Genomic DNA, 21,865 nt, shown 5'->3' with positions numbered 1-21,865 from the left:
GTCAGCAAGCAACGGGGAAACCCCCAATCCAATACAATTTAAGGAATCACCCATGAGCAAAGTATTAGTTCTCAAATCCAGTATTCTGGCAGGGTACTCTCAGTCTGGTCAGCTGTCTGATTATTTCGTTGAACAGTGGCGTGAACAGCACAGCGCTGACGAAATCACCGTTCGCGATCTGGCTGCAAACCCGATTCCGGTACTGGATGGTGAGCTGGTTGGCGCGCTGCGTCCGAGCGATGCCCCACTGACCCCACGTCAGCAGGAAGCGCTGGCGCTGTCTGATGAGCTGATTGCTGAGCTGCAGGCGCACGACGTGATCGTGATCAACGCCCCGATGTACAACTTCAACATCCCGACGCAGCTGAAAAACTACTTCGACCTGGTCGCACGTGCTGGCGTAACCTTCCGTTACACCGAAAACGGTCCGGAAGGTCTGGTGAAAGGCAAACGCGCAATCGTGCTCTCCAGCCGTGGCGGTATCCACAAAGATACCCCAACTGACCTGGTTGCACCGTACCTGACCCTGTTCCTGGGCTTCATCGGTATCACCGACGTGAACTTTGTCTTCGCCGAAGGTATCGCTTACGGTCCGGAAGTGGCAACCAAAGCACAGACCGACGCGAAATCCGCTATCGACAGCCTGGTCGCTGCATAAGATTTTCCCCCTCTCACCGCCTGGTGGGAGGGTTTTTCCTCTCTCTTTATCCGCACCCTATTTCAACCACGCCATGACGCGCCCGCAAATAATTATACGGAATTATTCTGAAATATTTTTGGCAGGATTTTGATGCGAAGAGAAGTTAATTTTTTACAGCAGAAATGAATGCGAGCTATTTGAGGATGATACGTGTATGGTAGCAGGCCAATTACACAGGAAATGCCTATGTCCGATCGCAAAGATGGAAAAGCCCGCCGTAACTTTCTGATTAAATGCCCTTGCCCAAACTGCACTAAAGACTCTGAACACAGCTATACGCGCGTTCAAAAAGGTTCACTGCTCGTTTGCCCTTACTGCAGCACAATGTTCAAATCCAACCAAAAAGTCTGATTTGTTGATCCTCTGCGATTCTGACTACTGAGGCTTTCGCCGTCATCGTGGTTGCAGACTCGCAGAGATCAAAACAGGTTAGTCGCGCAGAACCACGTTAGCGGCAGCCGGGCCTTTCGCGCCAGCGCCCATCACGAACTCCACTTTCTGACCTTCAAACAGTGTGTTGAAATTATCGCCCTGCAACGCAGATAAATTGACAGAAACATCTTTGCTGCCGTCTACCGGAGAAATAAAGCCAAAGCCTTTATCTTCGTTAAACCACTTTACTAAACCAATAATTTTTGCAGACATATAAGGCTCCTTTATTCTGGCCTTTCGGCTGGCAAATTTGTTTAAATCGTAAACGCTGGGCATTAATGCACGGCAGGGCATAATAAGCAATGTTTATTTTAACCGTGCATCACCGTTACCCCTGAAAAGGCCGACGAAAATAATTTTGCGCTGACATAAACAGACAAATTTTATTTCGTTTGCGAGGATTTGGGGCGCAGGTTTTCATCAAAGACCAGACGCGTTCTGCCCGGCTCCACTTCCCGCAGCGGTTCTACCTGATGCAGGGTCATTTTGCAGCGCTCAACTAGCACCTGATATTCGCGCGTCCCCTGCTTTTTCCATTCGAGCTCCTGATCGCTCAGCTGACGAATGGCTTTTGCCGGGCTGCCGATAATCAAATAGTTGGCGGGCATTTCGGCTTTGGCTTTCACAAATGCCGCCGCGCCGACGATGCTGTTTTCGCCGATCACCGCGCCGTCCATCACCACCGCGTTCATGCCGACCAGCGCATTTTTACGGATCACGCAGCCGTGCAAAATGGCGCTGTGACCGATATGTCCGTGCTCTTCCACCACCGTATCTTGCTCAGGGAAGCCGTGCATCACACAGTTATCCTGAATGTTTGCACCGTCTTTTACCACAATCCGGCCAAAGTCGCCGCGCAGGCTGGCGTTCGGCCCGACGTAGACGCCTTTGCCTAAAATCACATCGCCAATCAGCACGGCGGTAGGATGAACGTAGCTCTCATCAGGCACGACAGGTGTAAGACCATCTATTTGATATACAGGCATTCTTCCTCCGTTATGGAATATTCAGGCCGCCAAAGCGCTGGAAATAGAGCGCCCCCGGTACCGGCAGCTCCCCGACCGAGGTTTCCCCTTTTTCACTGACAAACGCCAGGGCACCCGGTGCCACGCGCTGGTAGATGTTAATGCACAGCTGGCGGGCAGTTTGCCCGGCCCAGTGCGCGGGGAGTAGCTCCTCCGGCAGCAGCGGATCTTTCAGCACCACGCGGCGATAAAAATGGATCAGCAACAGCTGGATCTGGAAACAGCGCTCAAGCGTCAGCTCATCGGCTCTCGCCTCTTTCAGCAGAGGGAGTAAAGGCCGGAACGAGTCGATAAAGGTTTCGTACATTACGTTTTGTTCCGTGAGCTGCCAGCACTCTTCCACGCGGGAGCGCAGCGCCGCACGCGACAACGCCAGCGGAGAGTGCGCTTCAAAGCAGATCACGTTTTCGGCCACGCCCGCTTCATGCAGCAGGGATTGCACATCGGCCATTTTCTGTGACGGTGAGGCCATCAGGCTGGAGGCCAGCGTGCCGAACCCCTGCCAGATGAGCTGTTTTTTCACATCGGCGAGGGTATTTTTATCCAGCCCTTCCGAGAGCAATAACAGCCATTTTCCGTCCCACGCCGGTAGTTCAGCGCGGTAAATTTTGTTCTCTGCGCGACGGGTTAACCGCAGCCCCTTGTCGCTCAGACGATAAAAACTGCGCCTGCCGATGCGCGAGACATCCAGCCAGCCCTCTTTATTCAGGCGAAACAGCGCGGTACGCACAAAGCGCTCGCCAAATCCCATCCCTTCCAGCAGCGCAGCCAGGCTCCCGAGCCAGATTTCACCGCCACGGTGCGAGAGCGAATCGCCATATAAGGATGAAATCAGCGACGTTCCGCTGATGGGCACAGAGCTGACGGCGTGCTGAATAAAAGTATCGAGTTTACTCATCTGATTCATTCTGTTGTGATTTTTGTCCTGGATGAATCATAGCACACAGATACCGCGCAGCGCTGCGCTTGCCCGGCCTACGATAGTTTATAGGCCGGGCGGAGGGTTAACCGTTAGCCGCCACCTTGCGCAGATCAAACACCCGGCAGGCTTTGCCTTCGGAGCGTGGGATACTGCCGCAATTCACAATCGTCACGTCCGTCGAGATCCCGACCATCGATTTAATGCGATGACGCAGCTGATGACACACCTGGCAGCGCTGCTCGTGGCTCAGCACCAGGCTGCTCTCTTTCAGCTCGACTTTTACCGAAAGTGAATCAAGATGCCCGCGACGGTTCACTTCCAGCTGGTAGTGCGGCGACAGATGCTCAAACTTGACGATCTCCTCCTCCAGCTGTGACGGGAAGACGTTCACCCCGCGAATAATCAGCATGTCATCGCTGCGCCCGCTGATACGATCCATGCGGCGCATGGTGCGCGCCGTCCCCGGCAGCAGTCGCGTCAGGTCGCGGGTGCGATAGCGGATCACCGGCAGCGCCTCTTTGGTCAGGGTGGTGAACAGCAGTTCGCCCTGCTCGCCGTCGGCCAGAGGTGTACCGTCGTTCGGGTTGACGATCTCGGGATAGAAGTGATCTTCCCAGATGGTCGGGCCGTCGGCGGTGTCGATGCACTCCATCGCCACGCCCGGTCCCATCACCTCTGACAGGCCGTAAATATCCAGCGCGGTAATCCCCAGTCGTCGCTCAATTTCATGGCGCATCGCCATCGTCCATGGCTCTGCGCCAAACACGCCGACGCGCAGGGAGCATTGACTGGCGTCGCCGCCCATCTGACGCTCCAGCTCTTCAATCAGATTCAGGCAGTAGGACGGCGTTACCATGATCATATCCGGCTGGAAATCGCGGATCAGCTGCGCCTGTTTCTCCGTCTGCCCGCCGGACATCGGGATCACCGTCGCGCCTAACCGTTCAGCGCCATAGTGCGCACCCAGCCCGCCGGTAAATAAACCGTAGCCATAGGCCACGTGAATTTTGTCTTTCGCAGTGCCACCGGCCGCGCGCAGGGAACGGGCCACGATATTGGCCCAGTTGTCGATATCATTTTGGGTGTAGCCGACCACCGTCGGTTTACCGGTGGTGCCGGACGAGGCGTGAATGCGCACCACCTGCTCCATCGGCACCGCGAAGGTCTCGAACGGGTAGTTATCCCGCAGATCCTGCTTGGTCGTGCAGGGGAATTTATTGAGATCGGACAGCTCTTTGAAATCGTCAGGATGCACGCCCGCAGCGTCGAATTTGCGTTTGTACATAGGTACATTGTTATAAGCATGCTTCAGCGTCCACTTCAGGCGTTCAGTTTGCAGCGCCTGTAATTCGTCCACCGAGGCTGTTTCAATGGCATCAAGTTGTGTTGTTGTCGTTGTCATTTTGTAGGGTACTCGCAGGTAGTTTTGCTCAAACACGCTCCAGGATCAGGGCAATGCCCTGGCCCACACCGATGCACATCGTACAAAGCGCGTAGCGCCCGTTGCGTCGATGTAATTCATTGCTGGCCGCCAGCACCAGTCGTGCGCCGCTCATCCCCAGCGGATGGCCCAGGGCAATCGCGCCGCCGTTCGGGTTTACGTGTGCGGCATCATCCGCTAACCCCAGCTGGCGCAACACGCCCAGAGCCTGCGATGCAAACGCTTCGTTCAGCTCAATCACGTCCATATCGTTAATGCTCAGACCCGCGCGCTCCAGCACTTTGCGTGTGGCCGGAACCGGGCCAAGCCCCATCAGTCGAGGTTCGACGCCGGCACTGGCCATCGCCACGATGCGCGCTCGCGGGGTTAACCCCTGCTGCTGCGCCATCTCACGGCTGGCAATAATCAGCGCTGCCGCACCGTCGTTCACCCCCGATGCGTTCCCGGCCGTCACGACGCCGTTTTTACGAAACGGGGTTTTGAGGGCGGAAAGCTGCGCTAAGGTGGTGTCGGCGCGGGGATGTTCATCCACCCGCACTTCGGTGACAACGCCCTTTTTGCCCGCCACGCTCACCGGCACGATCTCCTGCGCCAGAATGCCGTTCTGCTGCGCCTGCGCGGTACGCTGTTGGCTGCGCAGTGCAAATGCGTCCTGATCGGCGCGGCTAATATTTAACAATTCAGCTACATTCTCTGCCGTTTCGGGCATGCTGTCAGTTCCGAATTGCTGATGCATGAGCGGATTCACAAATCGCCAGCCAATGGTGGTGTCGTACATTTCCGCCTGACGCTGGAAAGGCGTGGTGGCTTTGCCCATCACAAACGGCGCACGGGACATGGACTCAACGCCACCGGCGATCAGCAGATCCGCATCGCCCGCTTTAATTGCGCGCGCCGCAAACCCCACGGCGTCCAGTCCGGAACCGCACAGACGGTTGATGGTCGTGCCCGACACCGTCTGCGGTAAGCCCGCCAGCAGCGCGGCCATGCGCGCCACGTTGCGGTTATCTTCCCCGGCCTGGTTTGCGCAGCCGAAAATCACATCGTCAATACGTTCTGCATCCAGGTGCGGATAACGCGCCAGCAGCGCGCGCAGCGGGACGGCCGCCAGATCGTCTGCGCGCACGCCGGACAACGCACCGCCATAACGCCCCACCGGGGTACGAACACCATCACAGATAAATGCATCACGCATCAGGCTTCTCCTGTCACACTGCCGCCAATGCGGTGCGATTTACCGCGGAACAGGGCGACTGTTTTTTGTTGTTGGTTAGTAATTTCGATGTCGTACACGCCGGTCAGTTTGCCCTGATGTTTCACGCGGGCGCTGGCGGTCAGCTTGTCTCCGGCAAACCCAGGGCGCAGAAAATCAATGGAGCACGCCGAGGCCACCGCCGCCAGCCCCTGGCTGTTGCAGGCGTAGGCGAACGCCGTATCCGCCAGCGAGAACAGCTGGCCACCGTGGCAGGTTTTGTGGCCGTTGAGCATCTGCGGCGTGATGGTCATGGTCAGCACCGCGTAGCCCTCGTCCATCTCGATAATGTCGATCCCAAGCGCCTGGGCGCAGGCATCGTTTTCATACATGGCGCGGGCGTTGTGCCAGGCGTTATGACTCATAGCTACTCTCCAGAAGCGCACGCTGGCGCAGCAGTGAACAGGGGCGATAACGTTCTTCGCCGTAGTGGCGTTGCAGGTTTTCCAGCAGAATCAGCAGGCGCTGCCAGCCCAGACGTTCACCCCAGGCGATAGGCCCGACGGGATAGTTCACGCCGAGGCGCATCGCGGTGTCGATATCCTGCTCGCTGGCCACCCCTTTCTGCAGGGCATCCAGCGCTTCGTTGATGATCATCGCCACGGTGCGCCAGATCAGCAGACCGGGATAATCCGCACTCTGCAGAACGCGTTTTCCCTGCTGCTGCAGGTGATAGATCGCTTTTTGCGTGGCGGAGTGCGGATTACTGGCCGCTGCGGCAATCACCACGGCGTCGCCGTCCATCCGATCGACCACCACCACCGGTGAATTAAGGCGCAGGGCGAGGCTTTGCGCGGTTTCGCCGGTAGTTTCCACCAGCAGCACTTCGTCGATTTCAGTGACACCGTCACTTCTTTTTGCGATGGTCGTCGGGCTAAAGGTCGCGCTGACCGGTTCCAGCCACTGGGCGGCTGGCCGCTCGCTGTGCCAGTCGTAAACCCCCTGCCCGGTTTTCTTGCCGAAACGTCCGCCAAGCACCAGCTCCTGCTGAACCAGCGACGGCAGAAAACGGCGCTCCTGCCAGAAAGCGTTAAACACCGAGCAGGTCACGGCAAAGTTCACGTCCTGCCCGATCAAATCTGTCAGCTCCAGCGGACCCATCGGGAAACCGCCGCCTTCGCGCAGCGCAGCGTCGATGTCCTGCGCCGGGGCGACGTTCTCTTCCAGCGCGCGCCAGGCTTCGGAGTAGTACGGACGCGCCACGCGGTTGACGATAAATCCAGGCGTGGACTGGCAGCGCACCGGCTGTTTGCCCCAGTTCAGCGCCAGCTCGCACAGCAGATCCGCCACTTCGGTTGACGTCCCCAGCCCGCGCACCACTTCCACCAGCTTCATCACCGGCGCCGGGTTAAAGAAATGCAGCCCGGCGATGCGTTCCGGATGGCGCACCTCGGCAGCCACCGCGGTGATCGAAATCGACGAGGTGTTACTGGTGAGCAGCGTCTGCGGCGGGCAGATATCGCCCAGCTGTTTGAACAGCGCTTTTTTCACCTCAAGGCGCTCGGAGGCCGCTTCAATCACCAGATCGGCGGCGGCAAGCGCCTGGATATCGTTAACGGGGAGCAGACGGGCGACAATTATTTCGCTGGCCTCGGAGGAGAGCTTTCCGCGCGCGACGCGGGATTCCAGCCGCGTGCGGATGCCCTCGATGGCGCGAACCACAGCGTCTGAGGCGATGTCGTACACCAGTACCTGATGTCCGTTGCTGGCGGCCACTTCCGCGATCCCGGCCCCCATGGTGCCGCTGCCGATCACGGCGACGGTGTGAATTCTCATCGTCATCTTATTTCCCCGTGAAATTCGGCGGGCGCTTGGCGAGAAACGCGCTCACGCCTTCGCGATAGTCGTCGCTGCGCCCGGCCAGTCGCTGATAATCACGCTCCAGATCGAGCTGTTCGTCCAGGGTGTTGGTTTCGGCGGCGTTCATCGCCTGTTTGATCAGCCCCAGACCCAAGGTCGGCTGAGAGGCAAAATGAATCGCCAGTTTCTGCGCGGTGGAAGAGAGTTCTTCATCGTCAACCACCTGCCAGATCATCCCCCAGGCGTGCGCCTGCTCTGCGCTCAGCTTATCGCCCAGCAGCGCCAGACCCATGGCCCGCGCACGTCCGGCGACGCGCGGCAGCAGCCAGGTGCCGCCGCAATCCGGCACCAGCCCGAGCTTGCTAAACGCCATCATGAAATTAACGGAACGCGCGGCGATCACCATGTCGCAGCCCAGCGCCAGCGTCGCACCTGCTCCCGCCGCCACACCGTTCACCGCCGCAATAACCGGTTTCGGCAGTTTTGCCAGGCGGCGTACCAGCGGGTTGTAGAAGGTTTCCACGGAGTAGCCGAGATCCGGCGCGGGGCCGTTCGGGTCAACGTTGCGGTCATTCAGATCCTGCCCGGCGCAAAAACCGCGTCCGGCACCGGTAATCAACAGGCAGCGGATAGTGTCGTCCCGTTCAGCCTGCTTCAGGCACTCGGAAAGCTGCTGATGCATGACATCGTTAAAGCTGTTCAGACGCTCCGGGCGGTTCAGCGTAATGGTCATCACGCCCTGCTCAATATGACTCAGAATAAATTCCACAATTAGCGTCCTTTAAAGTCGGGGGTGCGTTTTTGTAAGAAAGCGGCGATGCCTTCCCGGCGGTCTTCCGTGGCAGACAGCAGCGTAAACAGCTGACGCTCCTGAGCCAGACCGGCCTGTAGCGGCACTTCCTGCGACTGGCGCAGCGCCTGTTTCGCGGCCTGCAACGCCAGTGGAGAATGACGCGCCATCAGTGCGGCCTGCTTCAGGGCATATTCCAGCACCAGCGCCGACGGGAATACGTCGCTCACCAGCCCTGCCGACTGCGCCTGCTGCGCGGTAATACTTTCGCCCGTCAGCACCATTTTGCTGGCGAGGGACTTGCCGACGCTGCGAATCAGACGCTGGGTGCCGCCCGCGCCCGGCATAATGCCAAGCGTGATTTCCGGCAAACCGAAACGGGCATTGTCCCCGGCGATCACCACGTCACACAGCAGTACCAATTCGCAGCCTGCGCCGAGCGCAAAACCGTTTACGGCGGCAATCAACGGTTTGTTAAAAGCGTTAATGCGCGCCCAGAGCTGCGGGCGAACGTCGTTCAGCGTGGCGGGCAGATCTTTCTCCGCCATCTCGTTGAGGTCGGCCCCGGCGGCAAAGCAACGCTCGTTGCCATAAATGACACAGGCGGAGATCTCGCCATCAACCGCAGCGGCTTCCAGCTCATCTGCCAGTTGCGAAAGCAGCGCGTTGTTGAGGGCGTTGCGCGCCGCCGGACGGTTCAGCGTCAGCTGCAGCACGCGGCCATGACGGGTGACAATCAGATCGCTCATGCCATCCCCTTCGCGTCAAAATCGACCACCACGTCGGCGGTCAGCGGCAGCGCCTGGCAGCTCAAGACATATCCCGCCGCCAGTTCGTCCGGCTCCAGGCTGTAGTTGGTCGCCATATCGACTTTTCCGCGCAGCACTTTGCATTTGCAGGTGGCGCAGACGCCACCCTTGCAGGCATACGGAAGATCTGCGCCCTGACGCAGGGCCGCGTCGAGAATGCTTTCGTCATCAGCGGTGAGCGTGATTTCGCGGTCGCGGCCATCCTGACGGACGGTCACTTTCTGCCCTTGCGCCTGAATCGTCGTCGCGCGTTTCACGGCGCTCCCCGGCGTATTAAAGCGCTCAAGGTGTATAGTTTTCTCCGGCATCCCCAGCGCTTTCAGCGCCAGCTCGGCGTCGTCCATCATCGCCGAGGGGCCGCAGATAAAGGCTTCGTCGAACAGGCTGAAATCGATCAGCGTTTTTCCCAGCTGCTGGAGTTTTTCGCCGTCGATACGCCCGTGGAGCAGTTCACTGTCGAGGGTCTCCTGACTGAAAATATTCACCAGTTGCAGACGTTGCGGCCAGGTGTCTTTCAGGTCCGCCAACGCCTGGCGGAACATCATGCTCTGGCTGCTGCGGTTGCCGTAAATCAGAGTGAAATGGCTCTGCGGCTCGACCCGCAGGGTGCTGGAGATAATCGCCAGCATCGGCGTGATCCCTGAACCGGCGGCAATCGCCAGATAGCGCCCGGCGCGTTCCGCCTGCGGCTGATAGCCAAAGTGCCCCTGAGGGACCATTACCTCCAGCGCCATGCCCTGTTTAATCTCATCGCGGGCATAGCGAGAAAAACGCCCGCCGTCGATGGCTTTCACCGCCACGCTGATTTCGCCCGGCGTCACGCTGCGACAAATGGAGTAGCAGCGGCGTAGCTCTTCGCCTGCCAGCTGCGCTTTGAGCGTCAAATGCTGACCGGGGCGGAAACGGTAGGCGTCCTGCAAAGTCTGTGGGATCGCGAAAGTAATGGTCACCGCATCGCGGGTTTCGGGTTCCACTTTTGCCACCGTTAAAGAATGAAACGTTGTCATGGCAACCTCAGATACATTTGAAATAGTCGAAAGGTTCACGGCAGGCGTTACAGCGATAGAGCGCTTTACAGGCCGTTGAACCAAATTCACTGATAACCGACGTGTCGGTGCTCGCGCAGCGCGGGCAGGCCACCTCGGCAGGGGCGTGGGCGTGGCAGCTGTGACCTACCGGTGGGCTGATGCCGTATTCACGCAGTCGCGCGCGGGCGTCGTCGGTCATCCAGTCGGTTGTCCAGGCCGGGTCAAGCTGCAGGACGATATGCACCGGCGTAAAACCGTGGGCGGTCATCGTCTCGCGAATGGCGCCGAGCAGATGCTCCGTCGCCGGACAGCCCGAATAGGTTGGCGTAAAGCCAATCACCCAGCCGCCCGCCTGTGCGCAGACGCTGCGCACCATGCCTAAGTCGGTGATGGTAAGCACCGGCACTTCCGGGTCCGGGATCTGGCTTAACAGCGACCAGATTTGCGGGATTTCCGCCGGGGCGATCTCAGCGAGACGTTGCATAGCGACCTCCTCTTACCACTGCTGACCGGGATACATGCGCTGGAGATACTGCATCTCCGCCAGCATCGGTCCCAGATGTTCGGTGTGCAGCCCTTTTTTGCCGCCGGTGCGATACGCCGCCTCTTCCGGAATGTTCAGGCAGGCCTGCTGGAAACCGGCAAACACTTCTGCTTCCCACTCGGCGCGGAGTTCGCGCGGGTCGACGGCGATCCCCTCGGCAATAAGCTGCTCTTCCAGCGCATCGGCTTCAAACAGTTCGGCGGTAAAGCGCCACAGGGAATCGATCGCCTGCTGCATTTTTTGCGCCGACACCTCCGTGCCGTTGCCCAGACGCTCCAGCCAGCCGCGGCTAAAGCGCAGGTGGTAGCGCGCCTCTTTGATCGCTTTCGCGGCAATCGCGGCCAGCTGCGCGTCGCGGCTTTGGGTCAGACGGGTAAAGAGCGCAACGTGCCAGGCGTCGATGAAATACTGACGCACCAGGGTGTCGGCGAAGTTGCCGTTCGGCTGCTCCACCAGCAGCAGATTGCTGAACTGGCGCTCATCGCGGCCAAAGGCCAGCGTGTCTTCGTCGCCCTGTCCTTCCAGTTCGGCGGCGTAGGTTAAGAAATTGCGCGCCTGTCCGAGTAAATCCAGGCCGATATTGGCCAGCGCCAGATCGATCTCCAGCTCTGGCGCATGGCCGCACCACGCGCCGAGACGCTGCGACAGAACCAGACAGTTATCACCCAGACGCAGGGCATATTGCGTTGTTGCTTTCATATCCATCCTCACATGTGCTCGATGCCATCAGGGAGGGTGTAAAAGGTCGGATGACGGTAGACCTTGCTCTCTGCGGGGTCGAAAAATTCTCCGCGCTCTTCCGGCTGCGAGGCGACGATTTCGCTGGCTTTCACCACCCAGATCGAACAGCCTTCGCTGCGACGGGTGTAGGCATCGCGCGCATTTTCCAGCGCCATGCGGTCATCGGCGGCGTGCAGGCTGCCCACGTGACGGTGGGATAACCCCTGTTTGCTGCGAACAAACACTTCATATAACGGCCAGTAGACATTGCTCATGGTTAATTCCTCTTACGCGGCGGTGCGGGCGTGTTGTTTTTCTGCGTGCGCCAGTGCGGCTTCGCGCACCCACGCCCCCTCTTCCCAGGCTTTACGTTTCGCGGCGAGGCGCTCGTGGTTGCAGATGCCGCGTCCGTTAATCACTTCTTCAAATTCATGCCAGTCGATTTCACCAAAGCGGTAGTGGCCGCTCGCTTCATCGAAGTGCAGATCCGCATCCGGCACGGTCATGCCCAGCATCTCGACCTGCGCGACGGTGTTGTCGACAAAGCGCTGACGCAGTTCGTCATTACCGAAGCGTTTGATTTTCCACGCCAGGCTGCGGGCGCTGTTGGGGGAGTTGTCGTCGTTCGGTCCGAACATCATCAGTGCGGGCCACCAGAAACGGTTGATGGCGTCTTGCAGCATCTGGCGCTGAGATTCGCTGCCCTGCGCGAGTGCCATACAGGCTTCAAACCCCTGGCGCTGGTGGAAGCTCTCTTCTTTACAGATTTTCACCATTGCGCGGGCATATGGCCCATAAGAGGTGCGGCACAGGGCCACCTGGTTAACGATGGCCGCGCCATCGACCAGCCAGCCAATCACGCCGATGTCGGCCCAGCTCAGGGTTGGGTAGTTGAAGATCGAGGAGTATTTCATCTTGCCGTCGAGCATCTTCTGGTAGATGTCTTCCCGCGCACAACCCAGGGTCTCCGCCGCGCTGTAGAGATACAGCCCGTGCCCCGCCTCATCCTGCACTTTCGCCAGCAGAATCGCTTTGCGGCGCAGTGTCGGCGCGCGGGTGATCCAGTTTCCTTCCGGCAGCATGCCGACAATTTCGGAGTGCGCATGCTGACCAATCTGGCGGATCAGGGTTTTGCGGTAGGCGTCCGGCATCCAGTCTTGCGGCTCGATGGCTGTCTCCTGTGCGATGCGCTGTTCAAAGCGTTGTTCTTCCGTCACGTCGTCACCTTTATGATTCGTTAAATCGTCAATCATCGCTTAATGATGAATCACTTCGTTTCTTAAAAGTTACACAAAGGTTAAATATAACCCCAAGGAGTGTTTGTCTATTTTGTGATGCCGCTCGCAAGGCTTTTACTGCAAGCCGCTTATGGCGGGCGCTGTTCGCCTGAAGATTCATCCGACAAGATCACATTGTTAACAAATCATTAAAACATCACTTGCTTTTTATGATTCATAATCAAACTATCTATAGTGAAATTACGTAACATTTGGAGAAGAGAGATGCAGCAGTTAGCCAGCTTCTTGTCCGGCACCTGGCAGTCTGGCCGGGGCCGTGAGCGCAACATTCATCACGCCATCAGCGGCGAAGCCCTGTGGAGTGTGACCAGCGAAGGTCTGGATATGGCGGCAGCGCGTCGCTTTGCCATCGAACGCGGCGGTGAATCACTTCGCGCGATGACCTTTATCGAACGCGCGGCGATGCTGAAAGCGGTCGCCAAACATTTGCTGAGCCAGAAAGATCATTTTTATGCCCTGTCGGCTGAGACCGGCGCGACCCGCGCGGACAGCTGGGTGGATATCGAAGGCGGCATCGGCACGATGTTCACCTACGCCAGCCTCGGCAGTCGCGAACTGCCCGATGACACCCTGTGGCCAGAAGACGAGCTGATCCCCCTGTCTAAGGAAGGCGGTTTTGCCGCGCGCCACGTGCTGACGTCCAAATCTGGCGTGGCGGTGCATATCAACGCCTTCAACTTCCCCTGCTGGGGGATGCTGGAAAAACTGGCACCGACCTGGCTTGCCGGGATGCCCGCAATCATTAAACCGGCTACCGCTACCGCGCAGGTCACCCAGGCGATGGTGAAATCCATCGTCGACAGCGGTCTGGTGCCGGAGGGGGCGATTAGCCTGATCTGCGGCGGTGCGGGCGATCTGCTGGATCATCTCGATTTCCAGGACGTAGTGACGTTTACCGGCTCCGCCTCCACCGGCCAGATGCTACGTGTACACCCGAATATCGTCGCCAAATCCATTCCGTTCACCATGGAAGCGGACTCGCTGAACTGCTGCGTGCTGGGGGAAGACGTGACGCCGGAGCAGCCGGAATTTGCGCTGTTTATTCGCGAAGTGGTGCGTGAGATGACCGCCAAAGCCGGGCAAAAATGTACCGCCATTCGCCGCATCATTGTTCCGCAAGGGCAGACTGAAGCGGTCAGCCAGGCGCTGATCGCCCGTCTCGAAAAAGTGGTGGTCGGCGACCCGGCGCAGGAAGGGGTCAAAATGGGGGCGCTGGTCAACGCGGAACAGCGTGCCGATGTGCAGGAAAAAGTCGATCTGTTGGTATCTGCGGGCTGCCAGATCCGTCTCGGCGGCAAAGCCGATCTACACGCTGCGGGCGCATTCTTCCCGCCGACGCTGCTCTTCTGTCCGCAGCCTGACGAGACCCCTGCCGTTCACGCGACGGAAGCCTTTGGTCCGGTCGCTACGCTGATGCCGTATCGTGACGCAGACCACGCCATGACTCTGGCCCGCGCCGGTGAAGGCAGCCTGGCCGGAACGCTGGTAACGGCAAATGCGAATATCGCTCGCCAGTTTATTTCCGGCGCGGCGCGGGCGCACGGGCGTATCCAGATCCTTAACAGCGAGTCGGCGAAAGAGTCTACCGGCCACGGCTCCCCGCTGCCGCAGCTGGTTCACGGTGGGCCGGGGCGCGCGGGCGGCGGTGAAGAGCTGGGCGGGCTGCGTGCGGTGAAGCACTATCTGCAGCGCACCGCCATTCAGGGCAGCCCGTCGATGCTCGCCGCCGTCAGCCAGCAGTGGGTGCGCGGTGCACAGGTGCAGGAAGATCGCGTACACCCGTTCCGCAAATACTTCGAAGAGCTGCAGCCGGGCGACAGCCTGCTGACTCCGCGCCGCACCCTGACCGAAACGGACATCGTCAATTTTGCCTGCCTGAGCGGCGATCATTTCTACGCCCACATGGACAAAATTGGCGCGGCGGAGTCTATCTTCGGCGAGCGCGTGGTACACGGTTATTTTGTGATTTCTGCGGCGGCGGGTCTGTTCGTTGATGCGGGCGTCGGGCCGGTTATCGCCAACTACGGCATGGAAAATCTGCGCTTTATCGAGCCGGTCAAACCGGGCGATACCATTCAGGTGCGTCTGACCTGTAAGCGCAAAACCCTGAAGAAACAGCGCACCGCAGACGAAAAACCAACCGGCGTGGTGGAGTGGGCCGTCGAGGTCTTTAACCAGCACCAGCAGCCTGTCGCGCTTTACTCCATTCTGACTCTCGTGGCTCGCCAGCAGGGCGATTTCACCGACTGATGTGTCTTTTTACCGGGAAGGCCCCTTCCCGGTTTTTAATTTGGCAAGAGTGACAAATAACCTGGCAGGTGCAGGCAAACACTTTGCGCCCGCGCCTGCCAGGATAACGCTGCACAACACCAATAACACAATAATGATGAGGTCAACGATGGGAAGCCCTTCTTCTTTTTCTGCCCGTAAGACGGCACTGGCCGTGGCTGTCGCGTTGTTATGCGCCTGGCAATCTCCCGCGTTCGCCCATGGCGGCGAAGCGCATATGGTTCCGATGGATAAAACCCTGGCCGATTTTGGCGCCGATGTGCAATGGGACGATTACGCCCAGATGTTTACCATTGCCAAAGACGGTGCCTTTGTGAAGGTCAAACCGGGCGCGAATACCGCCATCGTCAACGGCAAGCCGCTTAAACTGCAGGTGCCGGTGGTGATGAAAGACAACAAGGCGTTCATCTCCGACACCTTCATCAACGATGTTTTCCAGTCGGGACTTGATCAGACCTTCCAGGTGGAAAAACGCCCGCATCCGCTCAACGCACTGACCGCTGACGAAATTAAACAGGCCGTCGAGATCGTGAAAACCGCGGCAGAATTCAAACCCAATACCCGCTTCACCCAGATTGCGCTGGCCGAACCCGATAAAGCCAAAGTGTGGGATTTTGTCCTGAACGGCACGGCTGTCGATGCTCCGCGTCAGGCGAATGTCACCATGCTGGATGGTAAACACGTCATTGAGAGCGTCGTTGATCTGAAGGACAAAAAAGTCCTGAGCTGGACGCCGGTCAACGACGCCCACGGCATGGTGCTGCTGGATGATTTCACCGCCGTACAGCAGATCATCATGAGCAGCCCGGAATATGCGCAGGCGCTGAAAAAACACGGCGTGGACGACCCGCAGAAAGTGATCGGTACCCCGCTGACCGTCGGCTATTTTGACGGTAAAGACGGTCTGAAACAGGAAGAGCGCCTGCTGAAAGTGGTCAGCTATCTCGACACCGGCGACGGTAACTACTGGGCACACCCGATTGAAAACCTGGTGGCGGTGGTCGACCTCGAGCAGAAAAAAATCCTTAAAATTGAAGAAGGCCCGGTGGTGCCGGTGCCGATGAATCCGCGTCCGTATGATGGTCGTGACCGTATCGCCACCGTCAAAAAACCGCTGGAGATCGTCGAGCCAGAGGGCAAGAACTACACCATTACGGGCGACATGATCCACTGGCAGAACTGGGACTTCCACCTGAGTCTCGACTCCCGCGTCGGGCCTGTCATCTCGACTGTGACCTATAACGACAACGGCAAAAAACGCCAGGTGATGTATCAGGGCTCGCTCGGCGGGATGATTGTTCCTTATGGCGACCCGGACGTGGGCTGGTACTTTAAAGCCTATCTCGATTCCGGTGATTACGGCATGGGCACCCTGACCTCGCCGCTGGTGCGTGGCAAAGATGCGCCGTCGAACGCGGTGATGCTCAACGAAACCATTCCGGATTACACCGGCACGCCGATGGAGATCCCCCGCGCGATTGCCGTGTTTGAACGCTACGCCGGGCCGGAGTATAAGCATCAGGAGATGGGCAAACCGAACGTCAGCACCGAGCGCCGTGAACTGGTGGTGCGCTGGATCAGTACCGTCGGTAACTACGAGTATATCTTTGACTGGATCTTCCACGAAAACGGTACCATTGGCATCGATGCAGGCGCAACGGGTATCGAAGCGGTAAAAGGTGTGCAGGCTAAAACCATGCATGACCCGAGCGCCAAAGACGATACCAAATATGGCACCCTGATCGACCACAACATCGTCGGAACTACCCACCAGCACATCTACAACTTCCGTCTGGATATGGACGTGGATGGCACCAACAACCGTCTGGTGGCGATGGACCCGGAGGTGAAACCGAACACCGCCGGTGGCCCGCGCACCAGCACCATGCAGGTGAATCAGTACAATATTGATACGGAGCAGCAGGCGGCGCAGAAGTTCGACCCCGGCACCATTCGACTCCTGAGCAACACCAGCAAAGAGAACCGCATGGGCAACCCGGTCTCGTACCAGATTATCCCTTACGCGGGCGGCACTCACCCGGTCGCGAGCGGCGCGAAATTCGCGCCAGACGAGTGGATCTACCATCGCCTGAGCTTTATGGATAAGCAGCTGTGGGTCACGCGTTATCATGCGAATGAGCGCTATCCGGAAGGCAAATTCCCGAACCGTTCGATTCACGACAGCGGTCTGGGGCAGTACAGCAAAGATAACGAATCCATCGATAATCAGGACGATGTGGTTTGGATGACCACCGGCACCACGCACGTGGCGCGCGCCGAGGAGTGGCCGATCATGCCGACAGAGTGGGTTCATACCCTGCTCAAACCGTGGAACTTCTTCGACGAGACACCCACGCTCGGCAAGAAGAAAGACGAGAAGTAGCAAATCTGGCCGGGCAAATGCCCGGCCTGTTTTTAACGGCATACCATTGATTTCTCGCCAGAAAGTGCCACGCTTTGTCTATTCCCGCCCTTTCTCAACGATGACGCGTAAATGACAGATAAGAGGCACACCCCGCAGCCCGAGTTAACCTCGTGGCCAACCCGCCAGGCGATGGTTTCTCGCGGTCTGACAATCAATATGCCGTGGCTGGCGTTTGTGCACGTCAGCTTTGCGCTGATGATTCTGCTGCGTAACACGCTAGTGCCCAGTTTCGATCCTGCGCATATTTCAGGGCAGCAAATCGGGTTACTGGTGGATGCCGCAATGCTCGGGGTCATTGCCCTGTCGGCGGCGCTGGTGGTGATGAGCTGGCGACATATCGCCGGGATTAGCCTGGTGCTCTTTACCTCCGGCCTGCTGTGGGCGCTCTGCTGTTACTGGTTTATCGTTGACTGGCAGCTTCCTCACGCCTGGCCCCTGTGTACCATTCTGCTACTGACCGCCGTTACTGCGCTCTATTTCTATCCAGTGGGATTGCTCGCCTGCGTGCTGCCGCTGTGGTTGACCCTGCCGCTCGCAAGTGTCGTGCTTAATCATGGCTTGCCTGTCCGCTTCGCCGCGATGTGGACGGTGTTTACGCTGTTCCTGATCTGCGGGCGTTTTATCCTGCTGCGCTGGTTCGACGAAGCCTGGCAGCGCAATCAACAAAACCAGCTGCTGATTGCCCGTCTCGACGCGCTGGCGCATCAGGACCCGCTAACGGAAACGGCCAACCGACGGGAGATGGAAAACGTGCTGGAGCGCGCGGTCAGCCAGGGAAAATCATTCACGCTGATTATGCTGGATGTCGACTATTTCAAACTTTACAACGATGCGTATGGTCATCAGGCGGGCGATGAGTGTCTGGTGCGGGTGGCGCAGGCGCTGAAAGCGTCGGTTCGCTCGCCGGACGATCTGGTGTCACGCTATGGTGGCGAGGAGTTTTTGCTGATTCTCTTCGATTGCCCACCGGAAATGGCCGGTAAGGTTGCGAAACGTATTCAGGATAATTTGCGCGAGGCCGCGATTGCGCATAAGGCGTCGAAGGTGAGCGAGTATGTGACGGCAAGCATGGGGATCGCCGAAATGTCGGCGGGGCTGACCGCAGACGGCGTTGTCGCGCAGGCGGATGCGGCGCTCTATCGGGCGAAAGAAGGCGGGCGAAATCGTTGGTCGCAGTGATGATTTGTCGGGCAGCGTTGCCGCCACCCGACAAGGGCAATTAATACCGCACACACACCGACTTCGTTTCACACCAGCCATCCAGCCAGTCAGGACCAAAATCGCGGCCTGTGCCGGACTGCTTCATGCCGCCAAACGGCAGGTTGGCGTCGATCAGCGTATGGCTGTTCACCCACACGGTTCCCGCCTGTAAACGGTCCGTGTACTCCAGCGCTTTGCTGATATTTTGCGTCCAGACGCTGGCCGTCAGGCCATACTCCGTGTCGTTCGCCAGCTGGAGTGCCTCTTCCCCATCGGCCACTCGCACCAGATTTACCACCGGGCCAAACACCTCTTCGCGGGTCAGGCGCAGGCTGGCATCGGGGTTTACCACCAGCGTTGGCGCAACGTAATAGCCCTGTTTATCCGGGCCGCTGTTGCCGGTAATCAGCTCGGCACGGCTGAGCTGCGCCTCGTTGAGGAAGGTTTGTACTTTGTCGCAATGGGCGCGGGAGACCAGCGGGTTGATGTGTGCCGTGGGCGACATGCCTGGCCCGACGCTCAGGGATTTCACCGCCTGCTCAAAGTGGCTCACCAGGGTATCAAACAGCGGTGCTTCAATGTAAATGCGCGAACTGGCGGCACACACCTGCCCCTGGTTGAGGAAGCTGCCGGTCATTAGCCCTTCCACCACCCACGCTGGGTCGGCATCTTTCAGCACTATCGCCGGGTTTTTGCCGCCCAGCTCCAGGGTCACACCCGTTAAGGTATCGGCGGCGGTGCGTGCGATCTGTTTGCCGGTGGCCGTTGAGCCGGTAAAACTCACTTTGGCGATATGGGGATGCGAGGTTAATGCCGCGCCGCACACGGCACCGCTACCGGTGACGACGTTAAATACGCCATCGGGAACGCCCGCCTCGCTTGCCAGTTCGGCCACGCGCAGCAGGGTCAGTGGCGTGGTTTCCGACGGTTTGATCACGATAGAGCAGCCCGCAGCCAGCGCAGGCATCACCTTCCACATGCCAATCATCAGCGGGAAGTTCCAGGGGACAATTCCGGCCACCACGCCGACCGGCTCTTTACGGGTCCACGCCTGATAGCGCGCCCCTTGCGGCAGCGGAATGGAGAGATCGAGCGTTTTGCCCGCAATTTTGGTGGTCAGCCCGGCGGTGTAGCGCATCCAGTTCAGGGTGCAGCCCACTTCAAACGCGCGGGAGATGTTAATCGATTTGCCCTGCTCCAGGGTTTCGAGCTGCGCCAGCTCTTCCGTATGCTGCTCCACCAGATCGGCAAAACGCAGCAAAATGCGCTCGCGCTCGGCAGGCAGTTTCCCGGTCCAGCTGCGGGAGACAAAGGCGCGCCAGCCGGACATCACCGCGCGATCCACATCGTCCACACTCGCATCTGCCGTCGAGGCAATCACTTCACCCGTCGCCGGATTGAATATGTTCAGGCGCTTTTCACTTTCAGAGGCCGACGGGCGGCCCTCGATCCACAGGCCATGATGACGGTCTAAAAACTGTTGCACGCTTTGCAGGACGGCGGTCTGTGACTCAGACATAGGGTGCTCCTTCATTATTATTCGCAGGGTGTCATCGCAGTCTAAGATGGGTTTGCAAAACGCGCTTTTATCTCTGTGACATTCGTTTTGCCACCTGTGACAGCCCCCGCAAATCATGATAATTCCGGCTTATAACACTGTTATCAGCGAGTGTTCTTTCCTATAGTCAGCCCTGACCTCTGACAAAATGCAACACAAATGCAACAATGCAAAAACATTGACAGTGCAGCGAGATGAAAGATGGCGTGTGCAAGTGAGCAGGAAAAATATCAGCAGTGGCTGGCGCAAATTAACCAGGTGTGTGGCAGCTTTGCCGCGCGCCCGTTGCCGGGCCAGTTCATCGGTGAACTGGAAACCAGCTATGCCAGAAGCCTGAAGCTCAGCACCGTCACCGCCGCAGGCGTTAACCTGTTTCGCACCCGTCAGGAGATCAAAACCAGCAACGACGCCTGGTTTTACACCGTGTTTCAGCTCGAAGGTCAGGCTACGCTGGAGCAGGATGATAAGCAGATTGTGATCGACGCGGGTGACATTACGCTGATTGACGCCTCACGCCCCTGCTCGATCTACTGGCACGACAAATCGCGCCAGATTTCCCTGTTACTGCCGCGCCAGATTCTGGAACAGCAGTGCCGTTTCCAGGAGGTGAGCTGCGCCCATAAGCTGTCGCGCACGCTGCCCACCGTGCAGCTGAGCTATCGGCTGTTGCAGGAGAGTATGGATAATGCGCAGCTGAGCGATATGGAGAGCGAAGCGGCGTTGGAAGCGATGGTGTGTCTGTTGCGCCCGGCGTTTCAGCAGCGCGAATCGGCGCCGCCGCGTAAAGAGCGTCAGTTCCAGAATGTGCTGTCGCTGATCGATTCCCATATTCAGTCGGAAGCGCTGCGACCGGAGTGGATTGCCACCGAGAGCGGGATGTCGGTGCGCAGCCTGTATCGCATGTTTGCCGATAAAGGGCTGGTGGTGGCGCAGTACATCAAAAACCGGCGGCTGGACCTGTGCGCGCAGGTGCTACGCGCCACAGGCGATGATGAAAAACTGGCGGGCATTGGCTATAGCTGGGGCTTTGCCGACCATAGCCATTTCTCTACGGCCTTCAAACAGCGCTTTGGCGTGTCGCCTGGCGAGTATCGCAAGCGCTACCGCTGATCACTTCTTCAGCCACTTTCCGTTGATACCCTTCACGTATTCGCCCGGCTGCGCGCGGGCCACGAGCTTTTGCCCGGCCATTTTCGCCACTTCATCCACCGGAATATTGTTGCTGTCCGCCAGTTTTTGGTAGCTTTCGGTACGCGCCGCGTTGATCTCGTTCACCAGCGCCAGCGTTTGTTTATCCTGGCGCAGCGGCGCGATATAGCCACTGAGCGTCTCGCCCACCAGCCCCTGCGCGCGCGCTTCGTTTAAGGTGATCGCCTGCGCCTGAGCGCTCATGCCCAGCGCCAGCAAACCGATTGCAAGAAGTCGTTTCATGGCATCCTCAGAACAGATCGCTGCGCGATTTCAGCAGGGTTTCGACGTCTTTATCCACTTTGATGTGGATTTCATGTTCGATTTTGACGTTCATATTGATGGTGATCGGCTCTTTCGGTGCCGCCACTTCGATGCGGGGCGTACAGCCTGATAGCATTGCGACCATGACCACGCCGAGCGCGCCTGTCAGCTTTTTCATTG

General features: G+C 58.5%; 23 protein-coding genes. 6 read left to right on the top strand and 17 right to left on the bottom strand.

Translation table 11 applies throughout. The features are described from left to right. Window positions 1–52: 52 nt before the first annotated feature. On the top strand, window positions 53–658 hold the full coding sequence (gene azoR, locus C0560_RS10235; protein ID WP_095281956.1) for an FMN-dependent NADH-azoreductase: 606 nt from the start codon (window positions 53–55) through the stop codon (window positions 656–658). Between the two features lie 222 nt (window positions 659–880). Then, window positions 881–1,051, top strand: coding sequence for a YnfU family zinc-binding protein (locus C0560_RS10230; RefSeq protein WP_312153733.1), 171 nt, complete (start codon window positions 881–883; stop codon window positions 1,049–1,051). A gap of 78 nt (window positions 1,052–1,129) precedes the next feature. Here C0560_RS10230 and C0560_RS10225 read toward each other — a convergent pair whose 3' ends face one another. The 14 genes from C0560_RS10225 to paaA all read right to left on the bottom strand — a co-directional run bounded on the left by C0560_RS10225 (window position 1,130) and on the right by paaA (window position 12,680). Further along, window positions 1,130–1,345, bottom strand: a complete 216-nt coding sequence (locus tag C0560_RS10225) for a cold shock domain-containing protein (protein WP_100780228.1) — start codon at window positions 1,343–1,345, stop codon at window positions 1,130–1,132. A 170-nt stretch (window positions 1,346–1,515) separates the two neighbouring features. After that, window positions 1,516–2,118 (bottom strand): phenylacetic acid degradation protein PaaY, encoded by a 603-nt coding sequence (paaY, locus tag C0560_RS10220; RefSeq protein ID WP_100780229.1) that lies wholly within the window; start codon window positions 2,116–2,118, stop codon window positions 1,516–1,518. A gap of 10 nt (window positions 2,119–2,128) precedes the next feature. After that, on the bottom strand, window positions 2,129–3,064 hold the full coding sequence (paaX, locus tag C0560_RS10215) for a phenylacetic acid degradation operon negative regulatory protein PaaX (RefSeq protein ID WP_248860206.1): 936 nt from the start codon (window positions 3,062–3,064) through the stop codon (window positions 2,129–2,131). A 97-nt stretch (window positions 3,065–3,161) separates the two neighbouring features. Continuing rightward, the gene (gene paaK / locus C0560_RS10210; protein WP_248860203.1) at window positions 3,162–4,481 is read right to left on the bottom strand and encodes a phenylacetate--CoA ligase PaaK; all 1,320 of its coding nucleotides are present in this window, start codon (window positions 4,479–4,481) and stop codon (window positions 3,162–3,164) included. 28 nt (window positions 4,482–4,509) lie between these two features. Then, on the bottom strand, window positions 4,510–5,715 hold the full coding sequence (gene pcaF / locus C0560_RS10205) for a 3-oxoadipyl-CoA thiolase (RefSeq protein WP_181827843.1): 1,206 nt from the start codon (window positions 5,713–5,715) through the stop codon (window positions 4,510–4,512). Further along, window positions 5,715–6,137 carry a hydroxyphenylacetyl-CoA thioesterase PaaI gene (paaI, locus tag C0560_RS10200; RefSeq protein WP_100780232.1) on the bottom strand — a complete coding sequence of 141 codons (423 nt, stop codon included), beginning with the start codon at window positions 6,135–6,137 and terminating at the stop codon, window positions 5,715–5,717. Before paaI ends, pcaF begins: the two co-directional genes overlap by 1 nt. Beyond that, window positions 6,127–7,554, bottom strand: a complete 1,428-nt coding sequence (paaH, locus tag C0560_RS10195) for a 3-hydroxyacyl-CoA dehydrogenase PaaH (RefSeq protein WP_248860200.1) — start codon at window positions 7,552–7,554, stop codon at window positions 6,127–6,129. Before paaH ends, paaI begins: the two co-directional genes overlap by 11 nt. A gap of 1 nt (window position 7,555) precedes the next feature. Then, window positions 7,556–8,344: a 2-(1,2-epoxy-1,2-dihydrophenyl)acetyl-CoA isomerase PaaG gene (gene paaG / locus C0560_RS10190; protein WP_248860275.1), complete on the bottom strand. Its 789-nt coding sequence runs from the start codon at window positions 8,342–8,344 to the stop codon at window positions 7,556–7,558. After that, window positions 8,344–9,111: a 2,3-dehydroadipyl-CoA hydratase PaaF gene (gene paaF, locus C0560_RS10185; RefSeq protein ID WP_248860198.1), complete on the bottom strand. Its 768-nt coding sequence runs from the start codon at window positions 9,109–9,111 to the stop codon at window positions 8,344–8,346. Before paaF ends, paaG begins: the two co-directional genes overlap by 1 nt. Further along, on the bottom strand, window positions 9,108–10,178 hold the full coding sequence (gene paaE, locus C0560_RS10180; RefSeq protein ID WP_107703619.1) for a 1,2-phenylacetyl-CoA epoxidase subunit PaaE: 1,071 nt from the start codon (window positions 10,176–10,178) through the stop codon (window positions 9,108–9,110). Before paaE ends, paaF begins: the two co-directional genes overlap by 4 nt. A gap of 7 nt (window positions 10,179–10,185) precedes the next feature. Next, window positions 10,186–10,683 carry a 1,2-phenylacetyl-CoA epoxidase subunit PaaD gene (gene paaD, locus C0560_RS10175; RefSeq protein ID WP_107703620.1) on the bottom strand — a complete coding sequence of 166 codons (498 nt, stop codon included), beginning with the start codon at window positions 10,681–10,683 and terminating at the stop codon, window positions 10,186–10,188. Between the two features lie 12 nt (window positions 10,684–10,695). Continuing rightward, window positions 10,696–11,442, bottom strand: coding sequence for a 1,2-phenylacetyl-CoA epoxidase subunit PaaC (gene paaC, locus C0560_RS10170; protein ID WP_248860196.1), 747 nt, complete (start codon window positions 11,440–11,442; stop codon window positions 10,696–10,698). 8 nt (window positions 11,443–11,450) lie between these two features. Beyond that, on the bottom strand, window positions 11,451–11,738 hold the full coding sequence (gene paaB, locus C0560_RS10165) for a 1,2-phenylacetyl-CoA epoxidase subunit PaaB (RefSeq protein ID WP_100780238.1): 288 nt from the start codon (window positions 11,736–11,738) through the stop codon (window positions 11,451–11,453). Between the two features lie 12 nt (window positions 11,739–11,750). Further along, window positions 11,751–12,680: a 1,2-phenylacetyl-CoA epoxidase subunit PaaA gene (gene paaA / locus C0560_RS10160; RefSeq protein WP_102103857.1), complete on the bottom strand. Its 930-nt coding sequence runs from the start codon at window positions 12,678–12,680 to the stop codon at window positions 11,751–11,753. A gap of 285 nt (window positions 12,681–12,965) precedes the next feature. Here paaA and paaZ point away from each other — a divergent pair, with 285 nt between their 5' ends. The 3 genes from paaZ to C0560_RS10145 all read left to right on the top strand — a co-directional run bounded on the left by paaZ (window position 12,966) and on the right by C0560_RS10145 (window position 18,654). After that, window positions 12,966–15,011, top strand: coding sequence for a phenylacetic acid degradation bifunctional protein PaaZ (gene paaZ, locus C0560_RS10155; protein WP_248860194.1), 2,046 nt, complete (start codon window positions 12,966–12,968; stop codon window positions 15,009–15,011). Window positions 15,012–15,159: 148 nt separating this feature from the next. Then, complete coding sequence (gene tynA / locus C0560_RS10150; RefSeq protein WP_248860193.1) at window positions 15,160–17,433, top strand: primary-amine oxidase; 2,274 nt, start codon at window positions 15,160–15,162, stop codon at window positions 17,431–17,433. Between the two features lie 111 nt (window positions 17,434–17,544). Further along, window positions 17,545–18,654 (top strand): GGDEF domain-containing protein, encoded by a 1,110-nt coding sequence (locus C0560_RS10145; protein ID WP_248860191.1) that lies wholly within the window; start codon window positions 17,545–17,547, stop codon window positions 18,652–18,654. A gap of 40 nt (window positions 18,655–18,694) precedes the next feature. Here C0560_RS10145 and C0560_RS10140 read toward each other — a convergent pair whose 3' ends face one another. Continuing rightward, window positions 18,695–20,194 carry an aldehyde dehydrogenase family protein gene (locus C0560_RS10140; protein WP_248860189.1) on the bottom strand — a complete coding sequence of 500 codons (1,500 nt, stop codon included), beginning with the start codon at window positions 20,192–20,194 and terminating at the stop codon, window positions 18,695–18,697. Window positions 20,195–20,434: 240 nt separating this feature from the next. On the opposite strand from C0560_RS10140, the gene feaR reads away from it, so the two are divergent. Continuing rightward, the gene (feaR, locus tag C0560_RS10135; protein WP_102103662.1) at window positions 20,435–21,343 is read left to right on the top strand and encodes a transcriptional regulator FeaR; all 909 of its coding nucleotides are present in this window, start codon (window positions 20,435–20,437) and stop codon (window positions 21,341–21,343) included. On the opposite strand, the gene C0560_RS10130 is transcribed toward feaR, so the two are convergent. After that, window positions 21,344–21,664 carry a YdbL family protein gene (locus C0560_RS10130; RefSeq protein ID WP_107703625.1) on the bottom strand — a complete coding sequence of 107 codons (321 nt, stop codon included), beginning with the start codon at window positions 21,662–21,664 and terminating at the stop codon, window positions 21,344–21,346. 7 nt (window positions 21,665–21,671) lie between these two features. Further along, the gene (locus C0560_RS10125) at window positions 21,672–21,863 is read right to left on the bottom strand and encodes a YnbE family lipoprotein (protein WP_100780245.1); all 192 of its coding nucleotides are present in this window, start codon (window positions 21,861–21,863) and stop codon (window positions 21,672–21,674) included. Window positions 21,864–21,865 lie beyond the last annotated feature (2 nt).

The sequence above is a fragment of the Lelliottia sp. AC1 genome (assembly GCF_023278595.1).
GTDB lineage: Bacteria > Pseudomonadota > Gammaproteobacteria > Enterobacterales > Enterobacteriaceae > Enterobacter > Enterobacter nimipressuralis.
Note: the sequence above shows the minus strand (reverse complement) of the source record. Positions and strands in the feature narration are given on the sequence as shown.

Excerpts from the sequence above, each read along its gene's own strand:
- azoR (WP_095281956.1), top strand. The coding sequence starts at position 53 with ATGAGCAAAGTATTAGTTCTCAAATCCAGTATTCTGGCAGGGTACTCT.
- C0560_RS10230 (WP_312153733.1), top strand. The coding sequence starts at position 881 with ATGCCTATGTCCGATCGCAAAGATGGAAAAGCCCGCCGTAACTTTCTG.
- C0560_RS10225 (WP_100780228.1), bottom strand. The coding sequence starts at position 1,345 with ATGTCTGCAAAAATTATTGGTTTAGTAAAGTGGTTTAACGAAGATAAA.
- paaY (WP_100780229.1), bottom strand. The coding sequence starts at position 2,118 with ATGCCTGTATATCAAATAGATGGTCTTACACCTGTCGTGCCTGATGAG.
- paaX (WP_248860206.1), bottom strand. The coding sequence starts at position 3,064 with ATGAATCAGATGAGTAAACTCGATACTTTTATTCAGCACGCCGTCAGC.
- paaK (WP_248860203.1), bottom strand. The coding sequence starts at position 4,481 with ATGACAACGACAACAACACAACTTGATGCCATTGAAACAGCCTCGGTG.
- pcaF (WP_181827843.1), bottom strand. The coding sequence starts at position 5,715 with ATGCGTGATGCATTTATCTGTGATGGTGTTCGTACCCCGGTGGGGCGT.
- paaI (WP_100780232.1), bottom strand. The coding sequence starts at position 6,137 with ATGAGTCATAACGCCTGGCACAACGCCCGCGCCATGTATGAAAACGAT.
- paaH (WP_248860200.1), bottom strand. The coding sequence starts at position 7,554 with ATGACGATGAGAATTCACACCGTCGCCGTGATCGGCAGCGGCACCATG.
- paaF (WP_248860198.1), bottom strand. The coding sequence starts at position 9,111 with ATGAGCGATCTGATTGTCACCCGTCATGGCCGCGTGCTGCAGCTGACG.
- paaE (WP_107703619.1), bottom strand. The coding sequence starts at position 10,178 with ATGACAACGTTTCATTCTTTAACGGTGGCAAAAGTGGAACCCGAAACC.
- paaD (WP_107703620.1), bottom strand. The coding sequence starts at position 10,683 with ATGCAACGTCTCGCTGAGATCGCCCCGGCGGAAATCCCGCAAATCTGG.
- paaC (WP_248860196.1), bottom strand. The coding sequence starts at position 11,442 with ATGAAAGCAACAACGCAATATGCCCTGCGTCTGGGTGATAACTGTCTG.
- paaB (WP_100780238.1), bottom strand. The coding sequence starts at position 11,738 with ATGAGCAATGTCTACTGGCCGTTATATGAAGTGTTTGTTCGCAGCAAA.
- paaZ (WP_248860194.1), top strand. The coding sequence starts at position 12,966 with ATGCAGCAGTTAGCCAGCTTCTTGTCCGGCACCTGGCAGTCTGGCCGG.
- tynA (WP_248860193.1), top strand. The coding sequence starts at position 15,160 with ATGGGAAGCCCTTCTTCTTTTTCTGCCCGTAAGACGGCACTGGCCGTG.
- C0560_RS10145 (WP_248860191.1), top strand. The coding sequence starts at position 17,545 with ATGACAGATAAGAGGCACACCCCGCAGCCCGAGTTAACCTCGTGGCCA.
- C0560_RS10140 (WP_248860189.1), bottom strand. The coding sequence starts at position 20,194 with ATGTCTGAGTCACAGACCGCCGTCCTGCAAAGCGTGCAACAGTTTTTA.
- feaR (WP_102103662.1), top strand. The coding sequence starts at position 20,435 with ATGGCGTGTGCAAGTGAGCAGGAAAAATATCAGCAGTGGCTGGCGCAA.
- C0560_RS10130 (WP_107703625.1), bottom strand. The coding sequence starts at position 21,664 with ATGAAACGACTTCTTGCAATCGGTTTGCTGGCGCTGGGCATGAGCGCT.
- C0560_RS10125 (WP_100780245.1), bottom strand. The coding sequence starts at position 21,863 with ATGAAAAAGCTGACAGGCGCGCTCGGCGTGGTCATGGTCGCAATGCTA.